The organism is Streptomyces sp. NPDC057271 (assembly GCF_042668715.1).
GTDB lineage: Bacteria > Actinomycetota > Actinomycetes > Streptomycetales > Streptomycetaceae > Streptomyces.
Genome location: NZ_JBHUYJ010000002.1, coordinates 188,324 through 206,993 on the forward strand (window position 1 = coordinate 188,324; position 18,670 = coordinate 206,993).

At 71.4% G+C, this 18,670-nt stretch carries 18 protein-coding genes; 7 read left to right on the forward strand and 11 right to left on the reverse strand.

Going from position 1 to position 18,670, the window contains the following annotated elements:
- Positions 1–102 precede the first annotated feature (102 nt).
- Positions 103–591, forward strand: coding sequence for a hypothetical protein (locus ACFUJR_RS01745; protein ID WP_383175441.1), 489 nt, complete (start codon positions 103–105; stop codon positions 589–591).
- On the opposite strand, the gene ACFUJR_RS01750 is transcribed toward ACFUJR_RS01745, so the two are convergent.
- Positions 588–2,003, reverse strand: coding sequence for a DUF1996 domain-containing protein (locus ACFUJR_RS01750; RefSeq protein WP_383175438.1), 1,416 nt, complete (start codon positions 2,001–2,003; stop codon positions 588–590). The two genes, ACFUJR_RS01745 and ACFUJR_RS01750, sit on opposite strands and share 4 nt — an antisense overlap.
- 53 nt (positions 2,004–2,056) lie before the next feature.
- Complete coding sequence (locus ACFUJR_RS01755; protein ID WP_383175435.1) at positions 2,057–3,052, reverse strand: NAD-dependent epimerase/dehydratase family protein; 996 nt, start codon at positions 3,050–3,052, stop codon at positions 2,057–2,059.
- A gap of 107 nt (positions 3,053–3,159) precedes the next feature.
- Between ACFUJR_RS01755 and ACFUJR_RS01760 the strand changes: the two genes are divergently transcribed.
- Positions 3,160–3,837: a hypothetical protein gene (locus ACFUJR_RS01760; protein ID WP_383175432.1), complete on the forward strand. Its 678-nt coding sequence runs from the start codon at positions 3,160–3,162 to the stop codon at positions 3,835–3,837.
- 45 nt (positions 3,838–3,882) lie between these two features.
- Positions 3,883–5,316 (forward strand): PepSY-associated TM helix domain-containing protein, encoded by a 1,434-nt coding sequence (locus ACFUJR_RS01765; RefSeq protein WP_383175429.1) that lies wholly within the window; start codon positions 3,883–3,885, stop codon positions 5,314–5,316.
- A gap of 252 nt (positions 5,317–5,568) precedes the next feature.
- On the opposite strand, the gene glnII is transcribed toward ACFUJR_RS01765, so the two are convergent.
- The 3 genes from glnII to ACFUJR_RS01780 all read right to left on the reverse strand — a co-directional run bounded on the left by glnII (position 5,569) and on the right by ACFUJR_RS01780 (position 9,353).
- Positions 5,569–6,600: a glutamine synthetase gene (gene glnII, locus ACFUJR_RS01770; RefSeq protein ID WP_383179991.1), complete on the reverse strand. Its 1,032-nt coding sequence runs from the start codon at positions 6,598–6,600 to the stop codon at positions 5,569–5,571.
- Between the two features lie 162 nt (positions 6,601–6,762).
- Complete coding sequence (locus ACFUJR_RS01775) at positions 6,763–7,935, reverse strand: hypothetical protein (protein ID WP_383179988.1); 1,173 nt, start codon at positions 7,933–7,935, stop codon at positions 6,763–6,765.
- On the reverse strand, positions 7,932–9,353 hold the full coding sequence (locus ACFUJR_RS01780) for a hypothetical protein (RefSeq protein WP_383450181.1): 1,422 nt from the start codon (positions 9,351–9,353) through the stop codon (positions 7,932–7,934). Before ACFUJR_RS01780 ends, ACFUJR_RS01775 begins: the two co-directional genes overlap by 4 nt.
- A 192-nt stretch (positions 9,354–9,545) precedes the next feature.
- On the opposite strand from ACFUJR_RS01780, the gene ACFUJR_RS01785 reads away from it, so the two are divergent.
- Positions 9,546–10,466 (forward strand): Gfo/Idh/MocA family protein, encoded by a 921-nt coding sequence (locus tag ACFUJR_RS01785; protein ID WP_383179982.1) that lies wholly within the window; start codon positions 9,546–9,548, stop codon positions 10,464–10,466.
- A 13-nt stretch (positions 10,467–10,479) separates the two neighbouring features.
- Here the strand turns inward: ACFUJR_RS01785 and ACFUJR_RS01790 are convergent, their stop codons facing one another.
- Together ACFUJR_RS01790 and ACFUJR_RS01795 are read right to left on the reverse strand one after the other, a co-directional pair.
- Entirely contained in the window at positions 10,480–11,112 is a 633-nt protein-coding gene (locus ACFUJR_RS01790; protein WP_383179979.1) for a hypothetical protein, read from the reverse strand.
- Positions 11,113–11,265: 153 nt separating this feature from the next.
- Positions 11,266–11,730 (reverse strand): MarR family transcriptional regulator, encoded by a 465-nt coding sequence (locus ACFUJR_RS01795; RefSeq protein WP_383179976.1) that lies wholly within the window; start codon positions 11,728–11,730, stop codon positions 11,266–11,268.
- A 63-nt stretch (positions 11,731–11,793) separates the two neighbouring features.
- On the opposite strand from ACFUJR_RS01795, the gene ACFUJR_RS01800 reads away from it, so the two are divergent.
- On the forward strand, positions 11,794–12,648 hold the full coding sequence (locus ACFUJR_RS01800) for an alpha/beta fold hydrolase (protein ID WP_383179973.1): 855 nt from the start codon (positions 11,794–11,796) through the stop codon (positions 12,646–12,648).
- 19 nt (positions 12,649–12,667) lie between these two features.
- Here ACFUJR_RS01800 and ACFUJR_RS01805 read toward each other — a convergent pair whose 3' ends face one another.
- Positions 12,668–13,027 (reverse strand): arsenate reductase family protein, encoded by a 360-nt coding sequence (locus ACFUJR_RS01805; protein WP_383179970.1) that lies wholly within the window; start codon positions 13,025–13,027, stop codon positions 12,668–12,670.
- Between the two features lie 160 nt (positions 13,028–13,187).
- Between ACFUJR_RS01805 and ACFUJR_RS01810 the strand changes: the two genes are divergently transcribed.
- Positions 13,188–13,451: a hypothetical protein gene (locus tag ACFUJR_RS01810; protein WP_352191430.1), complete on the forward strand. Its 264-nt coding sequence runs from the start codon at positions 13,188–13,190 to the stop codon at positions 13,449–13,451.
- A 278-nt stretch (positions 13,452–13,729) separates the two neighbouring features.
- Here the strand turns inward: ACFUJR_RS01810 and ACFUJR_RS01815 are convergent, their stop codons facing one another.
- The 3 genes from ACFUJR_RS01815 to glnA all read right to left on the reverse strand — a co-directional run bounded on the left by ACFUJR_RS01815 (position 13,730) and on the right by glnA (position 17,875).
- Positions 13,730–14,986, reverse strand: coding sequence for a hypothetical protein (locus ACFUJR_RS01815; RefSeq protein ID WP_383450183.1), 1,257 nt, complete (start codon positions 14,984–14,986; stop codon positions 13,730–13,732).
- A 677-nt stretch (positions 14,987–15,663) separates the two neighbouring features.
- Positions 15,664–16,209 (reverse strand): hypothetical protein, encoded by a 546-nt coding sequence (locus ACFUJR_RS01820; protein WP_383180998.1) that lies wholly within the window; start codon positions 16,207–16,209, stop codon positions 15,664–15,666.
- Positions 16,210–16,465: 256 nt separating this feature from the next.
- Positions 16,466–17,875 (reverse strand): type I glutamate--ammonia ligase, encoded by a 1,410-nt coding sequence (gene glnA / locus ACFUJR_RS01825; protein ID WP_361433289.1) that lies wholly within the window; start codon positions 17,873–17,875, stop codon positions 16,466–16,468.
- A gap of 221 nt (positions 17,876–18,096) precedes the next feature.
- Here glnA and ACFUJR_RS01830 point away from each other — a divergent pair, with 221 nt between their 5' ends.
- Complete coding sequence (locus ACFUJR_RS01830) at positions 18,097–18,564, forward strand: RDD family protein (protein ID WP_383181002.1); 468 nt, start codon at positions 18,097–18,099, stop codon at positions 18,562–18,564.
- The last annotated feature ends 106 nt before the right edge of the window (positions 18,565–18,670 follow it).

Here is an 18,670-nt window from a genome sequence, read left to right on the forward strand (position 1 = left end):
GACTCCGTATCGGTACGTCCTCGGGAGATATCCCCCCAAACCGTAACCGATCGGATTCCGGTCACCTCGGCGCGACCGGGCGGGCAGGATGGGCGGATGCTGATGCGCACGCGACGAACGACGACGACGGTGGCCCTGGCCCTTCTGGCGGCGACGGTCGCCGTGACGGGGTGCCGGTCGCAGGCGGAGGCGCCCGAGGAGGCGAGCGGCACCCTGGAGCAGATCGCGGAGCGCGCCGGCTGCGACCCCGACCTCCAGACGGACGCGGCCGAGCTCCGCCAGGCGAAGTGCGCGACGGACGACGGGACGTACATCCTCACCACCTTCGCGACCGACCGCGGGCAGCGCGAGTGGCTCAACGAGTCGAAGGACTACGGCGGTTCGTATCTCGTCGGCCGTAAGTGGACCGTGTCCGCCGACGCCGGCACGGTGAAGCAGGTACGCGAACGGCTCGGTGGTCAGGTCGAGACCACCGAGCCGCACGCGCCGCACGCGTCGCAATCCTCCGGAGACGGGTCGGAGCAGGGGTCGGAACACGGTTCCGGGCACGGGTCGGAACACGGGTCGGAACACGGATCCGGAGGCCACTAGGAACAGCGGCGCCCCTCGTTGATGCAGCTCACCACCCTCCGCATCAGCCGCTGGTCGAAGACGTTGATGAAGTCGCCGTGGTCGGTGATCGGCTTGTGGAGCTGCTCGGGGAAGGAGTCGACGGCGAAACCGGGGCCGGGCGGCACGTCGTAGACGATCCGCTGGACGAGCTGCGGAATGGCCCGGAAGCCGTTGCCGCAGCGCCCGCTGGCCGGGTCGGCGAAGGCCACATGGGTGCGGTGGTTGGCGCTGTCGGTGTTCTGTCCGTCCCAGCAGCTCTGGAAGCGGAAGGTCCGCACCACCTTGCTGCCCTCGGGGCAGATCGGGTACTTGTCCTTCAGCTGGCGGTTCTCGAAACCGGTGCAGGACCAGGACGCGTTGGCGTTCGCGTCGCCGTTGGTGAAGGCCTTGGCGTCGCCCGTGATGATCCGCAGGAAGCGGGGCATCGCGGTGACCTTGGAGACCGGACTGCCGACGAAGTTCAGGGTGACCTGGGCGGGTGTCTGGATCTCGCCCACGTTCTGGTCCTTGCCGCCGCCGTCCGCGTTCGCGTCGGCCTCCGCCTGTCCGTTCTGGAGGCGCAGCACGGGCCAGTAGTACGTCGAACGGTCGCCCTGGTTACGGCAGGTGGTCCGGCCCCTGGCCAGGTCGCGGTCACTGGCGAAGGCGTCGTTGGCCTGGTTGCCGACGTAGTCGTGCATATGGTGGGCGCCGTTGCTCACTCCCGGCGCGACGATGACGTTGTCCGGGTTGAACTTGCCGTTCCGGTTCGTGCCGCAGTTGGTGACGAACGAGCCTCGCGAGGCGCCCCGGCGCTGCTTGGGGGGGGTCACGTTCGGCTGCACGGTGGTGATGTCGACGAAGTCGGAGGCCTTGGGCCCGTTCCCCGCCTGGCCCTGGTCCTGCTCCTCCTCGCCGGGCTCCCCCGGCTCCCCCTCACCGCCCTGGTCCCCGCCGGCCGGCTCCTCGTCGTCCGCGCGCAGGGTGCACGGCGCGAGGCTGTCGAGCTGCTGACCGACCATCTGCCGGATCCGCTGCAGGATGTTGAGCCGCTCGTTCCTGAGCGGGGTCAGGATCTGCTGCTCGGCGAAGGCCGGGTCGCTCTCCACCCGCTCCTTGTTGTCGGCGAGGCGCTGGTACGCGACGGTGATCTGACTGTCCATCGTGGCGAGTTCGCGGTCCACCGCGGTCCTCGAGGAATCCGGTACCCGGGTCAGCTCCTCGCCGACGTCGGGACAGTCGATCGTCGAGACCGCGTTCTGCCGGTCGGGCGGCGGCGGCCGATCGCCCCAGCCCTGGCCGGCCGAGGCATAGACATTGGCGGCGATCAGGCCGCCCCCGCCCAGAATCAGGGCGACGGAGGCGGCCACCGCTCGTTTCGCGCGTGTCGAACGTTTTCTTGTGCGTCGCATGGGACTTCATACGTACGGCAGGTCCCCTGCGTTCAGCCCCATCGATACGGACCTCAGTCCGACAGGAGCGCCGCCTCCCGCTCCGGGGCGAGCCCCACCGACGGCCGGTCCGCGCGCTGCGGGGCCGCCCCGCCGATCGACCGGAGCCAGGCCCAGGTGTCCGCGACCGTCTCGGCCACCGGTCGGCAGCGCAGCCCGGTCGCGAGCGCCTTGGAGACGTCGGCGCGGTGCATCGCCTCGTACAGCTCGCCCGGCGGGATCCAGATCGGCAGATCGGACCACGGCTCGACTCCGGCGGCGAGGAGCGTCTCCGGGTCGGTCCAGCGCAGTTCGGCGTCCGAGCCGGTCGCCCGCACACAGGCGTCGAGCAGCTCTTCGGTCGTGGTGTGTCCGGGCGGCGAGACCAGGTTGTACGCGCCCGAGAGGCCGGCCGCGGCGGCGTCGGCCGTCCACTCGGCGAAGTCGCGGACGTCGATGTACTGGAGCGGCAGCGCGCGCGGTCCGGGTGCGAGGACCGGGCCGCCCCGGGCGATCCGCCCCAGCCACCACGGCAGCCGGCCGATGTTCTCGTACGGGCCGATGATCAGCCCCGCGCGGACGAAGAGGGTGCGGGCCGGGCCGAACGCCTCGACGGCCGCCAGCTCGCCGCCCCGCTTGGCCTCGGCGTACGGCACGTCGCCGGCGTCCGCCGAGCCCTCGACCAGCGCCCCGTCCTCGGTCAGACCCGCCGTCTGCGGCCAGGCGTAGACCGAGCGGCTCGACACGTAGACGAAGCGGTCCACGCGGTCCGCGAGCAGCCGGGCCGCGTCGCGGACGACCGAGGGCGCCGCCGACCAGGTGTCCACGACCGCGTCCCAGGAGGACTCTCCGTCGGAGCCGAGCGCGGCCAGCCCGCCCGGGGCCGTGCGGTCGCCGATCAGCGAGACGGCCCCGGCCGGGGGCTCGTGGCGACCGCGGTGGAAGACCGTCACCTCCCAGCCCCGCGCCAGCGCCGTCTCGGCCACCGCGCGCCCCACGAACTCGGTACCGCCCAAGATCAGAAGTCTCATGCCACGACTGTGCATCGGGGGACCGGCGGGCGCCCAACGATTCCTCCACGGGTGAAACGGGAGGCGGTCTCCCGCGCCGGGCGAGCGGATGTCACCATGGCCGGATCATGACGGATGCCCGCTCACCGGTACGCGCCCTGCGAGCCGCCCTCTTCGCGGCGGTGTGCGTGACACTGGCCGCGGTGGGGCATTCGTCCATGTCTGCGCACTCGATCCCTCCGGGATCGCTGTACGCGGCCTTCGCCGGCACGGCCTCTCTCGCCTGGCTGGCGGGCGGCCGCCGTCGCGGCGCGTTCACGATCGCCGGCGGACTCGCCGCCGTTCAGGCGGGCCTGCACCTGATCCTCTCGGCGGGCGAGCGGCACGGCGGCGCCGTGGACCACGCGGCGACGGACCCCATGGCGACGGCCGACCACGCGGCCATGGGGCACATGGCGACGGACCCGCCGACGACGTCGGCCATGGCCTCGGTCATGGAGGGCGCCACCGGCCACTCCACCGCCGGGATGCTCGCCGTACACACCCTCGCCGCCCTCGTCTGCGGCCTCTGGCTGGCCAGGGGCGAGGCCGCGCTGTTCGCGCTCGCCCGGACCTTCGGGGCGCTCGCGTTCACCCCGCTGCGGCTGCTCCTCGCCGTCGCCCGCGTACCCGAACTCCCGCACCCCGTACGTCCACGCCCGCGCACCCGCCGGCTGCACGGCGTCGTCCTCGCGCACACCCTCTCCCGGCGCGGCCCGCCCCGGCTGTCCGTACCCCGCGCCACAGCCCTCGGAGTCCACGTCTGACCCGGGGGCCGATTCCCCCTGTCGACACGAACTCCGAGGACAGTCATGACCATCGACGATCCCGCCTGCCCGGACACGGCCCCACCCACCACCCCCGGCAGGACCGCCGGGAGCGGCGAGGCGAAGGGGACCTGGAACGCCCTGCGCCCCCTGGTCCTGCGCCTGCACTTCTACGCCGGCGTCGTCATCGCCCCCTTCCTGCTGATCGCCGCCGTGAGCGGTCTGCTCTACGCGCTCTCCTTCCAGGCCGAGGAGATCGTCTACGCGCACGAGCTGGAAGTCCCCGTCGGAGACGAGATCCTGCCGCTGTCGCAGCAGGTCCACGCCGCCACCGAGGCGAACCCCGACGGCACCGTCACCGCCGTCTGGCCCTCTGCCGAGGACGGGGCGACCACCCGTGTCCTCATGGCCGACCCGGACGTCGAGGAGGGCACGTCCCTCGCCGTCTTCGTCGACCCGTACACCGCCGAGGTACGGGGACAGCTCCCCAGCTACGGCAGCTCCGGCGCGCTGCCGCTGCGCACCTGGATCGACGGACTCCACCGCGATCTGCACCTGGGCGACCTCGGCCGCAACTACAGCGAGCTGGCCGCCAGCTGGCTGTGGGTGACAGCCCTCGGCGGACTGCTCCTCTGGATAGGCCGCCGCACGAAGAACCGCCGCGCCCTCTTCGTCCCCGAGCGCGGCCCGAAGTCCCGCCGACGCACCCTGTCCTGGCACGGCACGGTCGGTCTGTGGGCGGTGGCCGGTCTGGTCATGCTCTCCGCCACCGGTCTCACCTGGTCGCGGTACGCCGGCGAGAACATCGGCGCGGTCCAGGACCAGCTCGGCGGAGCCACCCCGACCGTCTCCGCCACCCTCGAAGGCGCCGCCGCCGACGGCTCGTCGGAGCACGCGGGCCACGGCGCCGGCCACGAGGCCCCGGCCGCAACGGGCCCGGACGTCGGCATCGACGCGGTGGTCGAGGCGGCCCGCGCGAAGGGCATCGAGGGCAGGATGTCGGTCGTCCTGCCCGCCGAGGGCACGGGCTACGTCGTCAAGGAGACCGACACGCAGTTCCCGGTCCACCTGGACTCGGTGGCGGTGAACCCGGCCGACGGCACGGTCATGGACGAACTCCGGTTCGCCGACTACCCGGTGCTCGCCCAGCTGACCCGCTTCGGCATCGACATGCACATGGGCGTGACCTTCGGCCTGGTCAACCAGCTGGCGCTCGCCGCCCTCGCCCTCGCGCTCATCCTGCTGATCGTCTGGGGCTACCGGATGTGGTGGCCGCGCCGCCCCGGGCGTCCGGTGGCGCGAGGCACGTGGCGGAAGATCCCGCCGACCATGCTGCTGCCGCTGCTCGCGGCGACGGCGGTCGTGGGCTGGTTCGTCCCGATGCTGGGGCTCAGCCTGGTGGCGTTCCTGCTCGTGGACCTCGCCCTCGGGCTGGTGGCCAGGGCGCGGGCGAGGTCCCAGGGGTCGCGAACGGCCTGATCAGAGGGTGTACGAGTAGCCGACCCGCCGCACGGTCTGGATCGTGTGGCGGGTCGGCGCCCAGCGTGGCACCGGGCGGCAGGAAGTCCGCGACCCGCATGCGCCCCGGAGGAAGTCCGCGACCCGCGCGCGGACCGAGGGAAGTCCGCGACCCGCGCGCGCCCCGGGGTCCACGTCGGTCCGCGGGAGGCCGACGCCGAAGGGGCGCCCGCCGGTCGTCGGCGGGCGCCCCTTCGGGGAGAGCGGGGTGGATCAGACCTGGCCGGCCTTCTCCAGGGCCTCGCAGCAGGTGTCCACCAGCAGGCGGGTCACCGTGTACGGGTCCACGTTCGCGTTCGGGCGACGGTCCTCGATGTAGCCCTTCTGGTCCTGCTCGACCTGCCACGGGATACGGACCGAGGCGCCGCGGTCGGAGACGCCGTAGGAGTACTTGTCCCACGGGGCGGTCTCGTGCAGACCCGTCAGGCGGTCGTCGATGCCGGCGCCGTAGTTCTTGACGTGGTCGAGCGGCTTCGAGCCCTCGCCCAGGGACTCGCACGCGGTGATGATCGCGTCGTAGCCCTCGCGCATGGCCTTCGTCGAGAAGTTGGTGTGCGCGCCCGCGCCGTTCCAGTCACCCTTCACCGGCTTCGGGTCCAGCGTCGCCGAGACCTTGAAGTCCTCGGCCGTGCGGTAGAGCAGCCAGCGCGCCACCCACAGCTGGTCCGCGACCTCCAGCGGCGCGAGCGGGCCGACCTGGAACTCCCACTGGCCCGGCATGACCTCGGCGTTGATGCCGGAGATGCCCAGACCCGCCTTGAGGCAGTTCTCCAGGTGCGCCTCGACGATGTCACGGCCGAAGATCTCGTCGGCACCGACACCGCAGTAGTAGCCACCCTGCGGGGCCGGGAAGCCGCCGACGGGGAAGCCGAGCGGACGCTCGCCGTCGAAGAAGGTGTACTCCTGCTCGATGCCGAAGATCGGCTCCTGGGCGGCGTACTTCGCGTAGACCTCGGCCAGCGCGGCACGCGTGTTGGACTCGTGCGGCGTCATGTCCGTGTTGAGGACCTCGCACATCACGAGGATGTCGGCACCGCCGCGGATCGGGTCCGGGCAGACGAAGACCGGCTTGAGGACACGGTCCGAGGCGTGGCCCTTGGCCTGGTTCGTGCTGGATCCGTCGAAGCCCCAGATCGGCAGCTCCTCCAGGGCGGCGCCCGTACCCGGCATGATCTTCGTCTTGGAGCGAAGCTTCGCGGTCGGCTCGGTGCCGTCGATCCAGATGTACTCAGCCTTGAAGGTCACGGGTCTCAATCCTTTGGCGTGCTGCTGCTGGGGGTCCCCCGCGCCCGCGGGACATGGGGAGTGCTGCGGCTCGCGACGCTGCGAGAGCTGCGTGGTGTGTCTGCGCGCAGCTTGGCAACACGGGATTTCCCGCCCGTTGCCCGTTTGTGAACCCCGTGTTACTCACCTTTCCCGGTCCTCGCGGATTCGCTGTGCGACGACGTGGGCGTCGAGGAGCGAGCCGAGCCCGGCGGCTCTGACGCGCCGTACGAGCTCGGCGTACGTCGCACCCAGTGCCTCCGCCGTACGGCCCAGGTGCCAGTCCGCGTCCGCCAGGCACCGGAGCAGGTGACCCCGTCTGATCCGGCTCTCGGAGAGACGGAAGGTCTTCAGGTAGAGCGTCCTGCCCTTGCGGTCGGCGATCAGTTCGCCGATGTGCTGTTCCTCACCCGCCCGCCGGAACGGGGGAAGGAAACGATACAGATCGTAGGAATCCATCCGGTGTACCCGCTCGAAGGTGTAAGGCGGCTCAAGCAGATCCCGCGCCATCAGCCCGTCGTGGGCCTCCGCCCAGGACCGCTCCTGCGCCCGGGCCGCCGCCCGCAGATCCGCGAACGTACGGACGGAGCCCGCCTCGTTCCGGATGCGCGCCGTGAACTCCGGTACCGGGGCGCCGTAGTACGCGTACTGGTGGATCAGCTCCCCGTAGAGGTCCTCGATCAAGGTCGGGTGGAGGACGGAGAAGTCCTCGGGGTGGGGGACGACGAAGGCGGCGGCCAAGGAGTCGGCGACGTACAGCATGAGTCCGCACTGCCCCGGGTGGATCTCGAACACCCGCAGCGCCTCCGCCAGCCCCGGGACATCCCACCCCGCGTACGCCGCCTCGGCGCGCGGCGACAGACCCTGCCGTACCGCCTGCTGGGACCACTCGTCCCATACGACGGACGGGCCGCCGAAGTGGAGCGCCAGATACCCCTCCAGGGCGAGGTGCAGAGGCAGGAAGCGCAGCCGCTTCTCCGCCCGCCCGTGGGTGTGCCGGCGCTTGGCGAGCCGGTGGTGACGGCGCACCGGAACGACATCCGGCCCCGGCCCGCCGGCGGCCGTGTCGTCCCCGAGCCGGGTGCCGTACGCGGCCGACTCCCGCTCGTCCCCGGACCAGTCCGCGACGAAGCCGTGCGGGATGTACGAGGTGTATGTCGTACGGTCCCCGAGTTCGACCGTTCCGCCCGCCCCGTACACCTCAGGGTGGAGCCGCAGCCCCTCCACGGGCTCGGCCCTCACCAGCGGCACGAGCCGGACACCGCCCCACACCTGCGCCGGCCGGACGTCGAGACCGGTCAGATCGATCCGGGTCATCGCGGCACCCCCTGCAGAAACAGCTCCACCCTGCGGTCCAGATAGGCACGCAGCTCCGCGAGCCCCGTCCGCCCCTCGGCGAACTGGGCGATCTCCACCAGCGCCGCCAGATCCTCCGCGTCCCTGATCCCCGCGGTCGGCACGCCAGGCGTGAGTCGGCGCACGTCGAGACCGGCCGCGTCGTATACGGGGTTCACGTGGACCGCGCTCGTTCGGCGCCCCGGGTCGAGGCGCGTCCGCCAGACGCGGAGCACCTCACCCGCGAGGCCGGGCGGAGCGTTGTCCCAGCCGTCCGAGACGATCACCAGACGGTCGGGGGCGGGGCCCTCGAGGGCGTCCAGGATCCGCGCCCCGAGCGGGGTCGGCCCCCAGGGCCGTACGAGAAGCGGATCGGTGGCGCCCGAGGTCCAGTGCGCCGCGTAGGCCCCCGGCGCGGCGAGCGCGTCGAGGAGGAAGTGGCAGCCGAGGGCGACCGCCAGGGGGCGGCGCCGCTTCACGGACGAACCGGAGGCGGAGTAGCTGTCGTCGAGGACCGCCGCGACCCGGCCCCAGGTCCCGGCGTACGGCCCCGCGACCCGGAGCGCGGCCGCCCGGAGCGCGGCTGTCAGCTCGGCTCGCCGTTCCGTCCTCTCTCCGAAGGGGAGGGAGAGGACGTAGAGCGCGAGCCGCGTCAGCGGCATCACGGTCAGATCGCTCGCGCGCTCCGTCCGCAGCCGCTCCAGCCGGGTCATCCTGGGAGCGATCCGCTCCAGGAACACGTCGCGCGGTACGCCGTGCTTCGCCGCGAACCCCTCGGCGACGGTGAACGGCAGCTCGTACAGGGCTCCCTGCTCGTAGTGCGCGCGGCGGTAGGCGTCCAGGTACGGATGCTCGTAGCGGACCCGGCGACCGGGCGCGAAGAGGAAGTCCCCCCACTCGGCCGCGGCGAGCGGCAGATGGGCGTGGCGGGCGCCGGTCTTCCGACCGGCGCGGTACTTCCCCGCGTCGTGGCCGAGGTCGGCTCGGCCGGCCAGCCAGTCGCGGACGATCGCGCGTGTGCGCCGGTTGTTGACCTTGGCGGCGCGCAGGGCGCGGAAGAGCCGGTAGACCCGCTGCGGAGGCATGCGCGCGAGCCGGGCGGCGATCAGCCGCCCCTCCGCGCGCTTCCCGGCCGGCCCACCGGCGTCGTCGGCGGTGCGCAGCAGCTGTTCGACGATGGTCGACGCGTTGTGGTCGTTGATGTCGAGCGCGAGCGCGGCGGCGTACACGGGCCGGTAGTTGACCCGGACGTACTCGTGCAGGAACGCGAGCGAGAGCCGCTGCTCGCCGGCGGACGAGCGGAACTCCCCCTGACCGGTGGCGGTGACGGCCGCGTTGACGAAGAGCAGCAGGTCCTCGGCGGCGATGAGGTCGGAGATCGTCTCCGTCGGCGTGGTCATGGCTTCCCTCGCGGTGACACGGGTGCCGGCCGGGGAATGGGGGCGCGAACAGCGAAAACGTTGCTTCATAGGCAGGCCCCGGAAGTCGCACCGGAGTCCCGCGGCCGGCGGAGGAAACGTAACACCGGGGGAGGGGAGGGCCGCCAGTGGATTTGCGGGCCCGGTGTCGGTGGCGACCGGCAGACTGGGGGCATGACCACGCACCTGGGCGCGAAGGCCCGTATCGGACTGCTCGGCACCGGCCCCTGGGCCGCGCGGACCCACGCGCCCGCGCTCGCCGCGCACGACGGCGTCGAGTTCGTCGGGGTGTGGGGCAGACGGCCCGAGGCGGCCGCGGAACTGGCCACCGCCTTCGGCACGACCGCGTACGACGATGTCGAGGACCTCCTTGAGGTGAGCGACGCCATAGCCTTCGCCCTCCCCCCGGACGTCCAGGCCCCGCTCGCCGTCCGGGCCGCCGCCATGGGCTGCCACCTGCTCCTGGACAAGCCGGTGGCCACGTCGGTCGGGGCCGCCCGGGACGTCGCCGAGGGGTGCGAGCTGGCGGAGGTCGCGTCCGTGGTCTTCTGCACGCTCCGCTTCGCCGAGCCCACGGCCCGCTGGATCGACGAACAGGCCGCCGCGGGCGGCTGGTTCCTCGGCGAGGCGCACTGGCTGGGCTCGCTGTACGGTCCGGGATCGCAGAGCGCGTACGCGGCCTCGCCGTGGCGGCGCGAGAAGGGCGGCCTCTGGGACGTCGGCCCGCATGTGCTCTCCGTGTACCTCCCGGTGCTGGGCGACGTCACCGACGTGACGGCCGTACGGGGTCCTGCGGACACGCACCACCTGGTCCTGCGCCACGCGTCGGGCGCGAGCAGCACGGCGACGCTGACCCTCTCCGCCCCGGCGGAGGCGGCGGAGGCCGCGCTCACGCTGCACGGGAAGCGGGGCCGGGCGGCACTGCCGGCATGGGACGGCGCGACGGGGGCCTTCGGCCGGGCGGTCGACGCGCTCCTGGAGTCGGCCAGGACGGGGGTGCCGCACGCCTGCGACGCCCGCTTCGGCGCGCGGATCACGGAGATCCTGACGCTCGCGGAGCAGACGGCGGGCCCGGGGAGGGAGCCCGCCGCCTGACGGCGTGGCGGCCTCAGCCCACGCGCTCGATCCGGGCCTTGCGGATCAGGAACTTGCCGGGCTCACGGACCTGCTCGAAGGCCGCGTCGTTGAGCAGGACACAGCTGCCGGAGGTGGAGGTGACCTCGACGGTGGTCGACTTGGCGTTGTCGAGGTTGGTCACCTTGAGGCGTGTGCCGAGCGGGAACTGGTTGCTGGACGCGGCCGGGGCACCCGCCTCGCCGGAGAGCGTGACGGTCGATCCGGCGCAGACGACATCCCCGGAGCCGCCGCCGTCGCCGCCATCCGCGGGCGGGGCGGGCTGCGCCTGGGTTGGTGCGGGCTGTGTGACCGGGGCGGCGGGGGCGGGGGCGGCCGGGGGAGCCGCCTCCGTATCGCCGCCGCACCCCGAAGCCGCCTGTTGGCGCCGGATCTGGGCGATCACCGCTTCCCGGTTGGCGATCCGTGCCTGTGACTGCGCGTCCGGGTTGGCCCGCTGGTCCGCGATGAACCGCTCGTTGTTCGCGAGCGCCGTGGTCAGGCCGTCGCAGGCCACGGACGCCTGACTCGTACCGGTCAGCACCACCGCCGTCCCCCCGGCGAGCACGAGGGCACTGGCGATCAGCGCGATCTTCTTCTTCCGGCTGAGCGTTTTCCTGCGTGACACGTGAGGCTCCGTTCGTTTCCTGTCGGTTCCTGTGGTGTCAGATACGAGGAGCAGACCGGTTCTGCTCAACGCTCAAGCGCCTCGCGGAGCCGGGGGAGCCGAGGGCGAGGGCCGTCGGCCGTCGCCTGGCACGTCCGGACCGTGGCGCTCCCGCTACCGGCGTCCCGGCCCCGGACCTTCCTCGGCCACGATCTCCCGTACGCCTGTCAGGAATCGCCGTACGGCGTCGACCTCGCCCTCGTCGAACTCCCGCAACAGCGCCACCGTTCCGTCGATCACGGGCCCGAAGGACGCGCGGCCCAGTTCCTTCGCCCGCTCCTCGACCCGCAGCAGCACGCGGCGCCGGTCGCGGTCGTCCCGGAAGCGGGCGACATGACCGAGGCGTTCGAGGCGGTCGATGACGCCGGTCGTCCCGGCGGAGTTGAGGCCGAGCTGCGCCCCGAGCCATCCCGCGCTCGCGTCCGTCCCCGCGCGTTCGGCGTCGAGCAGGCAGATCAGGGCGCGGACGTCCGTGGGGTGCATACCGTGGTGCTCCGCGAACTCGCTCTGCCGCAGGCCGAGTTCGACCGTGACCGCGCGCAGCAGATGGAAGATCCGCAGCTCCGGTGAGTCTGTCACTGCCGCTCCCTCTCTTCTATCCTCTCGTTCAGCGAGATTATTGCCGAGCGAGAGGAATTCGTCATGTCCGCAGCCGTCTCCCAGGACTTCCTCGCCGCCTACGACGCGGTCCTCGCCCGCTGGCCCGCCGGAACCACCACGTCAACGCACGCCACGGCGTACGGCGCGACCCATCTGATCAGCCATGGCCCCGAGGACGCCCCGCCCGTCCTCCTGCTGCCGGGCGGCGGCGCCACGGCCACCTGCTGGTACGCCACGGCCGCCGCGCTCGGCCGGGTCCACCGCGTCCACGCCGTCGACCTCGTCGGCGAGCCCGGCCGCAGCGTCCCGGGGGACGGCAACCCCCTCCGTACGGCCGACGACCTGACGGCCTGGCTCGGTACCCTCCTCGACGCCCTGGGACTGCGCACCGCCGGCCTCGTGGGCCACTCCTACGGCGGCTGGATCGCGCTCCGGTACGCCCTTGCGGCCCCCGCCCGCGTCGACCGGCTCGCCCTCCTCGACCCCACCAACTGCTTCACCGGCTTCGGCCCGCGCTATCTGCTCCGTGCCCTGCCGGTACTGCTGAGCCCCACCCCCGCCCGCAACGACGCCTTCCTGCGCTGGGAGACCGGCGGGGCGGAACTCGACCCGGCATGGCGGGATCTGTACGCGCTGGCCGCGGAGTTCCCGACCGCCCGTCCGGTCACCGGGCCGCGCCCCACCCCCGCCGAGCTCGGCGCCCTCGAGCCGCCGACGCTGCTGCTCCTCGCCGAGCGCAGCCGCGCCCACGGCACCGCGAGGGTGGCGGCCAGGGCGCGGGCGGCGGTTCCCCACCTGGAGACGGCGACGGTGCCCGGGGCCACGCACCACACCTTGCCGTTGGGGTGCCCGCCGGAGACACACGACCGGATCGCGGCCTTCCTCGCGCCGGCGTGAGGGGTGCGGCGTCGGGACGTCAGCGGGACATGGCGGCCCGTACGGCCTCCTCGGTGCGGCCCACCACCGCCGTGCCGTCCTGCGCCGTGATGATCGGGCGCTGGATGAGCTTGGGGTGCGCGGCGAGAGCCTCCACCCAGCGGTCCCGGTTCGCCTCGTCCCGGGGCCAGTCCTTCAGCTCCAGCTCCTTGGCGACGGTCTCCCCGGTCCGCGTGATGTCCCACGGTTCGAGGCCCAGCCGCTCCAGGACGGCCCGGATCTCGTCCGGGCTCGGCACGTCCTCCAGGTAGCGGCGCACCGTGTACTCGGCGCCCTCCGCGTCGAGCAGGCCGATCGCGCTGCGGCACTTGGAACAGGCGGGATTGATCCAGATCTCCATGCGCCCCACGGTACCCCCCCGGCCTCCTCCCACCACCCCCCAAACCCCCTCTGGCCAGGGGCGATTGTCAGTGGGGGGCAGTAAAATCGTGGGTGAAGGTGAGGGTCCCGGGGAGGGCCCGCACCCACCGTTCGTCAGGAGGTCGCCCGTGGCCACAGCCATGATCCGGAAGCCGTCCCTCGAACCCTGGAAGCCCCTCCGGAAGCAGCCGCTCCCCGCCGGCCGCCCCCGCGAGTGGTACATCACGCACAACCGCCGCCTGAAGGCCATGCGCCTCGCGATCGTCCTCCTCGACGCGGGTGTGCACGACCCCGCGAAGGCGGGGAACGCGAAGATACGCACCACGGCCGAGCTGCTCGGCATCCACCCGCCCTCGGACACCACCTGCCACATGGTCCGCGCACTGATCCGCTACGGCCGCTGACCCCGACCCGCCGTCCGGCTCCCGGACAGAGGTGAGGGCCGCCACCCCCGATCCGGGGTGGCGGCCCTCACTGTCGTTCAGCGCTTCGGCCGATCGCTCGACCGGCCCGCGATCCCAGAGGTCGAAGTAGAGGTGGGCAAACCTGCTGACCTGCTGACATGTGGCTGCTTGGGCATGCACGGTGCACCATCGGTGCACTTGTGGGGGGGAGCGGAGGGGACGGCGCTTCATTCTGACGGCGCCCGGCGTCGAGCCGACCACCGAACAGCCGGACTCGGCTACTGGCCCGCTGGGGCGGCCACGGAACAGTCGAGGATCCGCCCGTCCACGGTGCCGATCAGCAGCCGCCCCGCCTCGGTAAGTGTGAGCGACAGCGGCACAACGGGCTGGCCGCCGACTTCCAGTTGCTGCCGCCACCGCACGGCCCCGTCCGAGGTGCGCAGGGCCACCAGCTCGCCGGAGTTGAAGGCGACGTAGACCGTATCGTCGTCCCCGTCCAGGGCGGTGGCCGGGAAGTCGGCGGTGCACACCCAGCGCGCAGCTCCGTCCCCCAGGCTCCGCCGTACGACGAAGGCGTTGCCGGGCAACAGGCCGGCACCGTCGTGCACGGCCCCCGCGTGCACCAAGTCGCGGTTCTCCGCACTGCCGACCTCGATGCCGGGCCCGCCGAAGAGGTGCCCGGCGCGCTTGGCGTCCCAGTCAAGGGGGAACAGCTGTCGGACCGAGGGCTCACCGTCCGGGCCGGCCGGATCGACGGCAACCACCCACTTGTCCCGCCATGGCTCGCGCTCCTTGCCCTGGAGGAAGAGCAGTTGCCTGCAGTGGCGGATCGGAAAGGCGTGGTTGAAGCGGTCGAATCCCCCAAGCGGCACTCGCACGTCGGGGGCTTCGCCCGCGGGCCGGATCAGGGCGGCCGACTCCGGGTGGCGCCGGTCCCAGGCCGTGGTGCGGAGTGCCAGCCAGCCGTCGTCGCGCGTGGTGAGTGTGACGGAGGTGTCGAGACGGAGGGAGTCGAGTACCCTCCCGTCCTCGAGGGACACCCGGGCGACGAGCGGTGGCTCGGTCACCCGTTCCCGGCCCACCCAGCGCACTCGCCGCCGTTCCACGTTGACCCAGGCGTCGCGCTGACCGGCCCGGACCGCGAGTTGCCGCCCGCCTTCCTCGTCCGGGACACGCCACTCCAGACGCCCGTCGGGCAGCCACGCCTCGGCCAGCACACCGTCCGAGCAGGCAAGTACCCGCCCGTCCCGCAGCCCCTGTACGTCCCACACCTGTCGGCGCGGCTCCCACCCCGGTTCCCCGGCCAACCCTGCGAGTGACTCGATGCCCTGATTGGCCGCTTCCTCCATTGCGGGTCGCTCGAACTCGACCCACTGCCCGCACAGCTCTTCCTGCTGTACCGAGCCGCGCGCGACATTGCTCCAGTCGAACCGGTCGACGACCACGGCGAACCCGTGTGCATGTGCCTCGTCGAAGTCGTAGTCGTCAGGCGGAGCCACCACGAGTCGCAAATCCCGCTCGCTGTCCCACCCCACGTGCAACACCTCACGTGCCCCACGTATCACCGAGGTCGATCGGCCCGACCTCAGATCGAGGATCAGCAGTTCACCCTCGAAGGCGTAACCCCCGTCATACGCCCCGGTCCCGACGGCCACGACCGGCAGAGTCGGATGGAAGGCAAAGCAATGCACGGGCCACCGGGACTCCAGGACCCACCGGCACCGCAGATCCCCCGTGTCATAGATTCCCACCCGGTACGGCCGCCACCGGTTCTTGGCGGACCCGCACCCGGACCACTGCAGGTACCCCAGGTCGCCGCCCACAGCGACGAGGCCACGCTCCTCGTTGACAGCCACGGCCGAGGGCGTGCCGATCTCGGCGAAGGGGTGGTCCCCGAGTATGCGACGGATAGTCAGCGAACCGGACATATGGTTGGAACCCCCAGGTAGTGGAGGATCATCCTCGCATCAGCCCCACCCGGCGAGCCTGCGAGTGCCGATCATCGCGACGGATGCGCGCGGTGCTCCCCGTCTGCCAGCCGAACATCGTCGCTCATCCGCTGGAGACGGGTGCGGCCACACCAGGCGGCGTACGGGTGCTCTCTGCGATGCTGTGCGCGAAGCCGTCCTCTTGGCCCGTCATGACGTAGGGGGAGCGAGCGCGCAGGTCGCCGCAGGCAGTATCTCCGGTGACCGACGGAGCCTCAGCTATCTCACATGTACTCGAAGTACCGGTCATGCCAGTCCGACTTGCCCGACTCTTCGTTGGCTTCATCGGCCTTGGCCAAACCTGCGGCCACGAGCGCCGCCGCCAGCTCCAGGTCCGCTGCCGCCAGCAGTGCCGACGGCCCGTCGTACGGCTCACGAAGCAGCTCGTTTGGGACGAAAGTGCATCCCAATGCCGTGCAGACATCGTCGAGCCACGTCACGAAGTCCTCGGGCGGGCGTGTCTCCCCTCTGGGGACACCCTCACCGACTCTGATTGATGCGGCGACGAAGTAGTTGCCGAAGTTGCTCATCGCGACGCTCATGGGAAGGCCGAAGCCCGTCGCGTCCGCTGGGACATCGATGACACCGCAGAAACTGGCGTCCTGACCCAGGCCACTTGAGCAGGACGGCCCGAAGCGTTCCTCAAGAGTGCTCACCAAGCGGGTGTAACAGTCCAGCGCAGCCCCCTTGTCGAAGTCCGCAGGGCGTTCCAGGTGCCGGGGGTCGTCGTGCTCCCTCAGGAGCGCCCGGATCTGGCCTGTCGGGAGCATGTGGCGTCCTTCCGCCAGTTCTGGTGCCGGGGCGAGTAGTGGGCCTGTGGTCCGAGCCGGACAGGCCAGCGAGGGCCGCTACCCCGACTATGGGGTAGCGGCCCTCGCAGCGTTCTGGCATCACGTGGCCGGGCGGTGCACACTCGGTGCGCAAAGGGGCGGAAGACAAGCGGTGACAGTGAGAACTAATGAGAAGAGTTTTCGCAGGTCACGGCCTGTTTCCAGGGCTACAGCCCAGGTCACCCGACACCGCTCTTTAGAGGTCGAAGTAGAGCTCGAACTCGTGCGGGTGCGGGCGCAGCTGGATCGGGGCGATCTCGTGCGTGCGCTTGTAGTCGATCCAGGTCTCGATCAGGTCGGAGGTGAAGACACCGCCGGCCTGCAGGTACTCGTTGTCCGCCTCCAGGGCGTCCAGGACCGCCGGGAGGGAGGTCGGGACCTGCTGGACGTTCGCGTGCTCCTCGGGAGCCAGCTCGTACAGGTCCTTGTCGATCGGCTCGGCCGGCTCGATCTTGTTCTTGATGCCGTCGAGGCCCGCGAGCAGCAGCGCCGAGAAGGCGAGGTACGGGTTCGAGGACGGGTCCGGCGCGCGGAACTCGACGCGCTTGGCCTTCGGGTTCGAGCCCGTGATCGGGATACGCATGGCCGCGGAGCGGTTGCGCTGCGAGTAGACCATGTTGACCGGGGCCTCGAAGCCGGGCACCAGGCGGTGGTACGAGTTCACCGTCGGGTTGGTGAAGGCCAGCAGCGACGGGGCGTGCTTCAGGATGCCGCCGATGTAGTAGCGGGCGGTGTCCGACAGGCCCGCGTAGCCCTGCTCGTCGTAGAAGAGCGGGTCGCCGTTCGACCAGAGCGACTGGTGGACGTGCATGCCCGAGCCGTTGTCGCCGAAGATCGGCTTCGGCATGAAAGTCGCGGTCTTGCCGTTGCGCCAGGCGACGTTCTTCACGATGTACTTGAAGAGCATCAGGTCGTCGGCCGCGGCCAGCAGCGTGTTGAACTTGTAGTTGATCTCGGCCTGGCCGGCGGTGCCGACCTCGTGGTGCTGGCGCTCGACCTGGAGGCCGACGTTCTCCAGCTCCAGGGAGATCTCCGCGCGCAGGTCGGCGAAGTGGTCGACCGGCGGGGCCGGGAAGTAGCCGCCCTTGTAGCGGACCTTGTACCCGCGGTTGTCCTCGATCGCCCCCGTGTTCCAGGCGCCGGCCTCGGAGTCGATGTGGTAGAAGCCCTCGTTGGCGGTGGTGTTGAAGCGCACCGAGTCGAAGACGTAGAACTCGGCCTCGGGGCCGAAGTACGCGGTGTCGGCGATGCCGGTGGAGGCGAGGTACGCCTCGGCCTTCTTCGCGATGTTGCGCGGGTCACGGCTGTACTGCTCGCCCGTGATCGGGTCGTGGATGAAGAAGTTGATGTTCAGCGTCTTGTCGCGGCGGAAGGGGTCCAGGCGGGCCGTCGACAGGTCGGCGCGCAGCGCCATGTCGGACTCGTGGATGGCCTGGAAGCCGCGGATCGACGAGCCGTCGAAGGCCAGCTCGTCGGCCGGGTCGAACGCCGTCGCCGGGATCGTGAAGTGCTGCATCACTCCCGGAAGGTCACAGAAACGGACGTCGACCATCTTGACGTCGTTGTCCTTGATGAACTTCTTGGCCTCGTCGGCGTTCTGGAACATCCAACTCCTCCTACTCCCGGCCCGGGGAGGGGCGGGGTTGCAACTCGGTCGTGCGGCCAGTGCGGTGGCACACGCTGGACCCGACCATAGGCAGACGGGATTTCTCAAGCATGACCCATTTGTTTCACCCAAGTTAACCGGCCCGGGTGCCCCTCCGCTTCTCGACGCCCCTCGGCGACCCGGGCCGAAGTGATCAAAAACGGGCGCAGTACCGTTGTCGCGTGGACAACAGGCAAGCACTCGGATCATGGCTGTCCGGCCCCCGCGCGGCGGCCGAGGACGCAGGTGTCGACTTCGGTTACCGCGGTCAGCAGCTCGGGCTCCCCGAGGAGGGCCCCGGTTCGATCGCCCGCCCCGGCCGCCGGATGGGCGCCCTGGCCGTCGACTGGGCCCTCTGCATGGTGATCGCATACGGCCTCGTCACCGACGGCTACAGCCAGGCGACCGGGAACTGGGCGCTGGTCATCCTGCTCGTCCTGAGCGTGCTGACGGTCGGAACCGTCGGCTCCACCCCCGGCAAGCGGCTCTTCGGCCTCCGGGTCGCCTCGGTGAACGGCGGCCGACTCGGCCTCCTCCGGGTCGTGCTCCGCAGCCTCCTCGTCTGCCTCGCCATCCCGGCCCTCATCTGGGACCGCGACGGCCGAGGCCTCCACGACCGCCTCTCCGGCGCCGTACAGGTCCGGATCTGAGTCACGCGCCACGACGGACACCCGCACGACGAAGGGCGCCCCCGGAACACACCAGCTCCCGGGGCGCCCCTCGTCTTGGAGGGGTCTCCCTCCGGAGGCTGGCACA

What these genes read in the sequence shown, in the direction of transcription:
- ACFUJR_RS01745 (WP_383175441.1), top strand. Translation starts at nt 103, where the DNA reads ATGCGCACGCGACGAACGACGACGACGGTGGCCCTGGCCCTTCTGGCG.
- ACFUJR_RS01750 (WP_383175438.1), bottom strand. Translation starts at nt 2,003, where the DNA reads ATGCGACGCACAAGAAAACGTTCGACACGCGCGAAACGAGCGGTGGCC.
- ACFUJR_RS01755 (WP_383175435.1), bottom strand. Translation starts at nt 3,052, where the DNA reads ATGAGACTTCTGATCTTGGGCGGTACCGAGTTCGTGGGGCGCGCGGTG.
- ACFUJR_RS01760 (WP_383175432.1), top strand. Translation starts at nt 3,160, where the DNA reads ATGACGGATGCCCGCTCACCGGTACGCGCCCTGCGAGCCGCCCTCTTC.
- ACFUJR_RS01765 (WP_383175429.1), top strand. Translation starts at nt 3,883, where the DNA reads ATGACCATCGACGATCCCGCCTGCCCGGACACGGCCCCACCCACCACC.
- ACFUJR_RS01775 (WP_383179988.1), bottom strand. Translation starts at nt 7,935, where the DNA reads ATGACCCGGATCGATCTGACCGGTCTCGACGTCCGGCCGGCGCAGGTG.
- ACFUJR_RS01780 (WP_383450181.1), bottom strand. Translation starts at nt 9,353, where the DNA reads ATGACCACGCCGACGGAGACGATCTCCGACCTCATCGCCGCCGAGGAC.
- ACFUJR_RS01785 (WP_383179982.1), top strand. Translation starts at nt 9,546, where the DNA reads ATGACCACGCACCTGGGCGCGAAGGCCCGTATCGGACTGCTCGGCACC.
- ACFUJR_RS01800 (WP_383179973.1), top strand. Translation starts at nt 11,794, where the DNA reads ATGTCCGCAGCCGTCTCCCAGGACTTCCTCGCCGCCTACGACGCGGTC.
- ACFUJR_RS01805 (WP_383179970.1), bottom strand. Translation starts at nt 13,027, where the DNA reads ATGGAGATCTGGATCAATCCCGCCTGTTCCAAGTGCCGCAGCGCGATC.
- ACFUJR_RS01810 (WP_352191430.1), top strand. Translation starts at nt 13,188, where the DNA reads ATGATCCGGAAGCCGTCCCTCGAACCCTGGAAGCCCCTCCGGAAGCAG.
- ACFUJR_RS01820 (WP_383180998.1), bottom strand. Translation starts at nt 16,209, where the DNA reads ATGCTCCCGACAGGCCAGATCCGGGCGCTCCTGAGGGAGCACGACGAC.
- glnA (WP_361433289.1), bottom strand. Translation starts at nt 17,875, where the DNA reads ATGTTCCAGAACGCCGACGAGGCCAAGAAGTTCATCAAGGACAACGAC.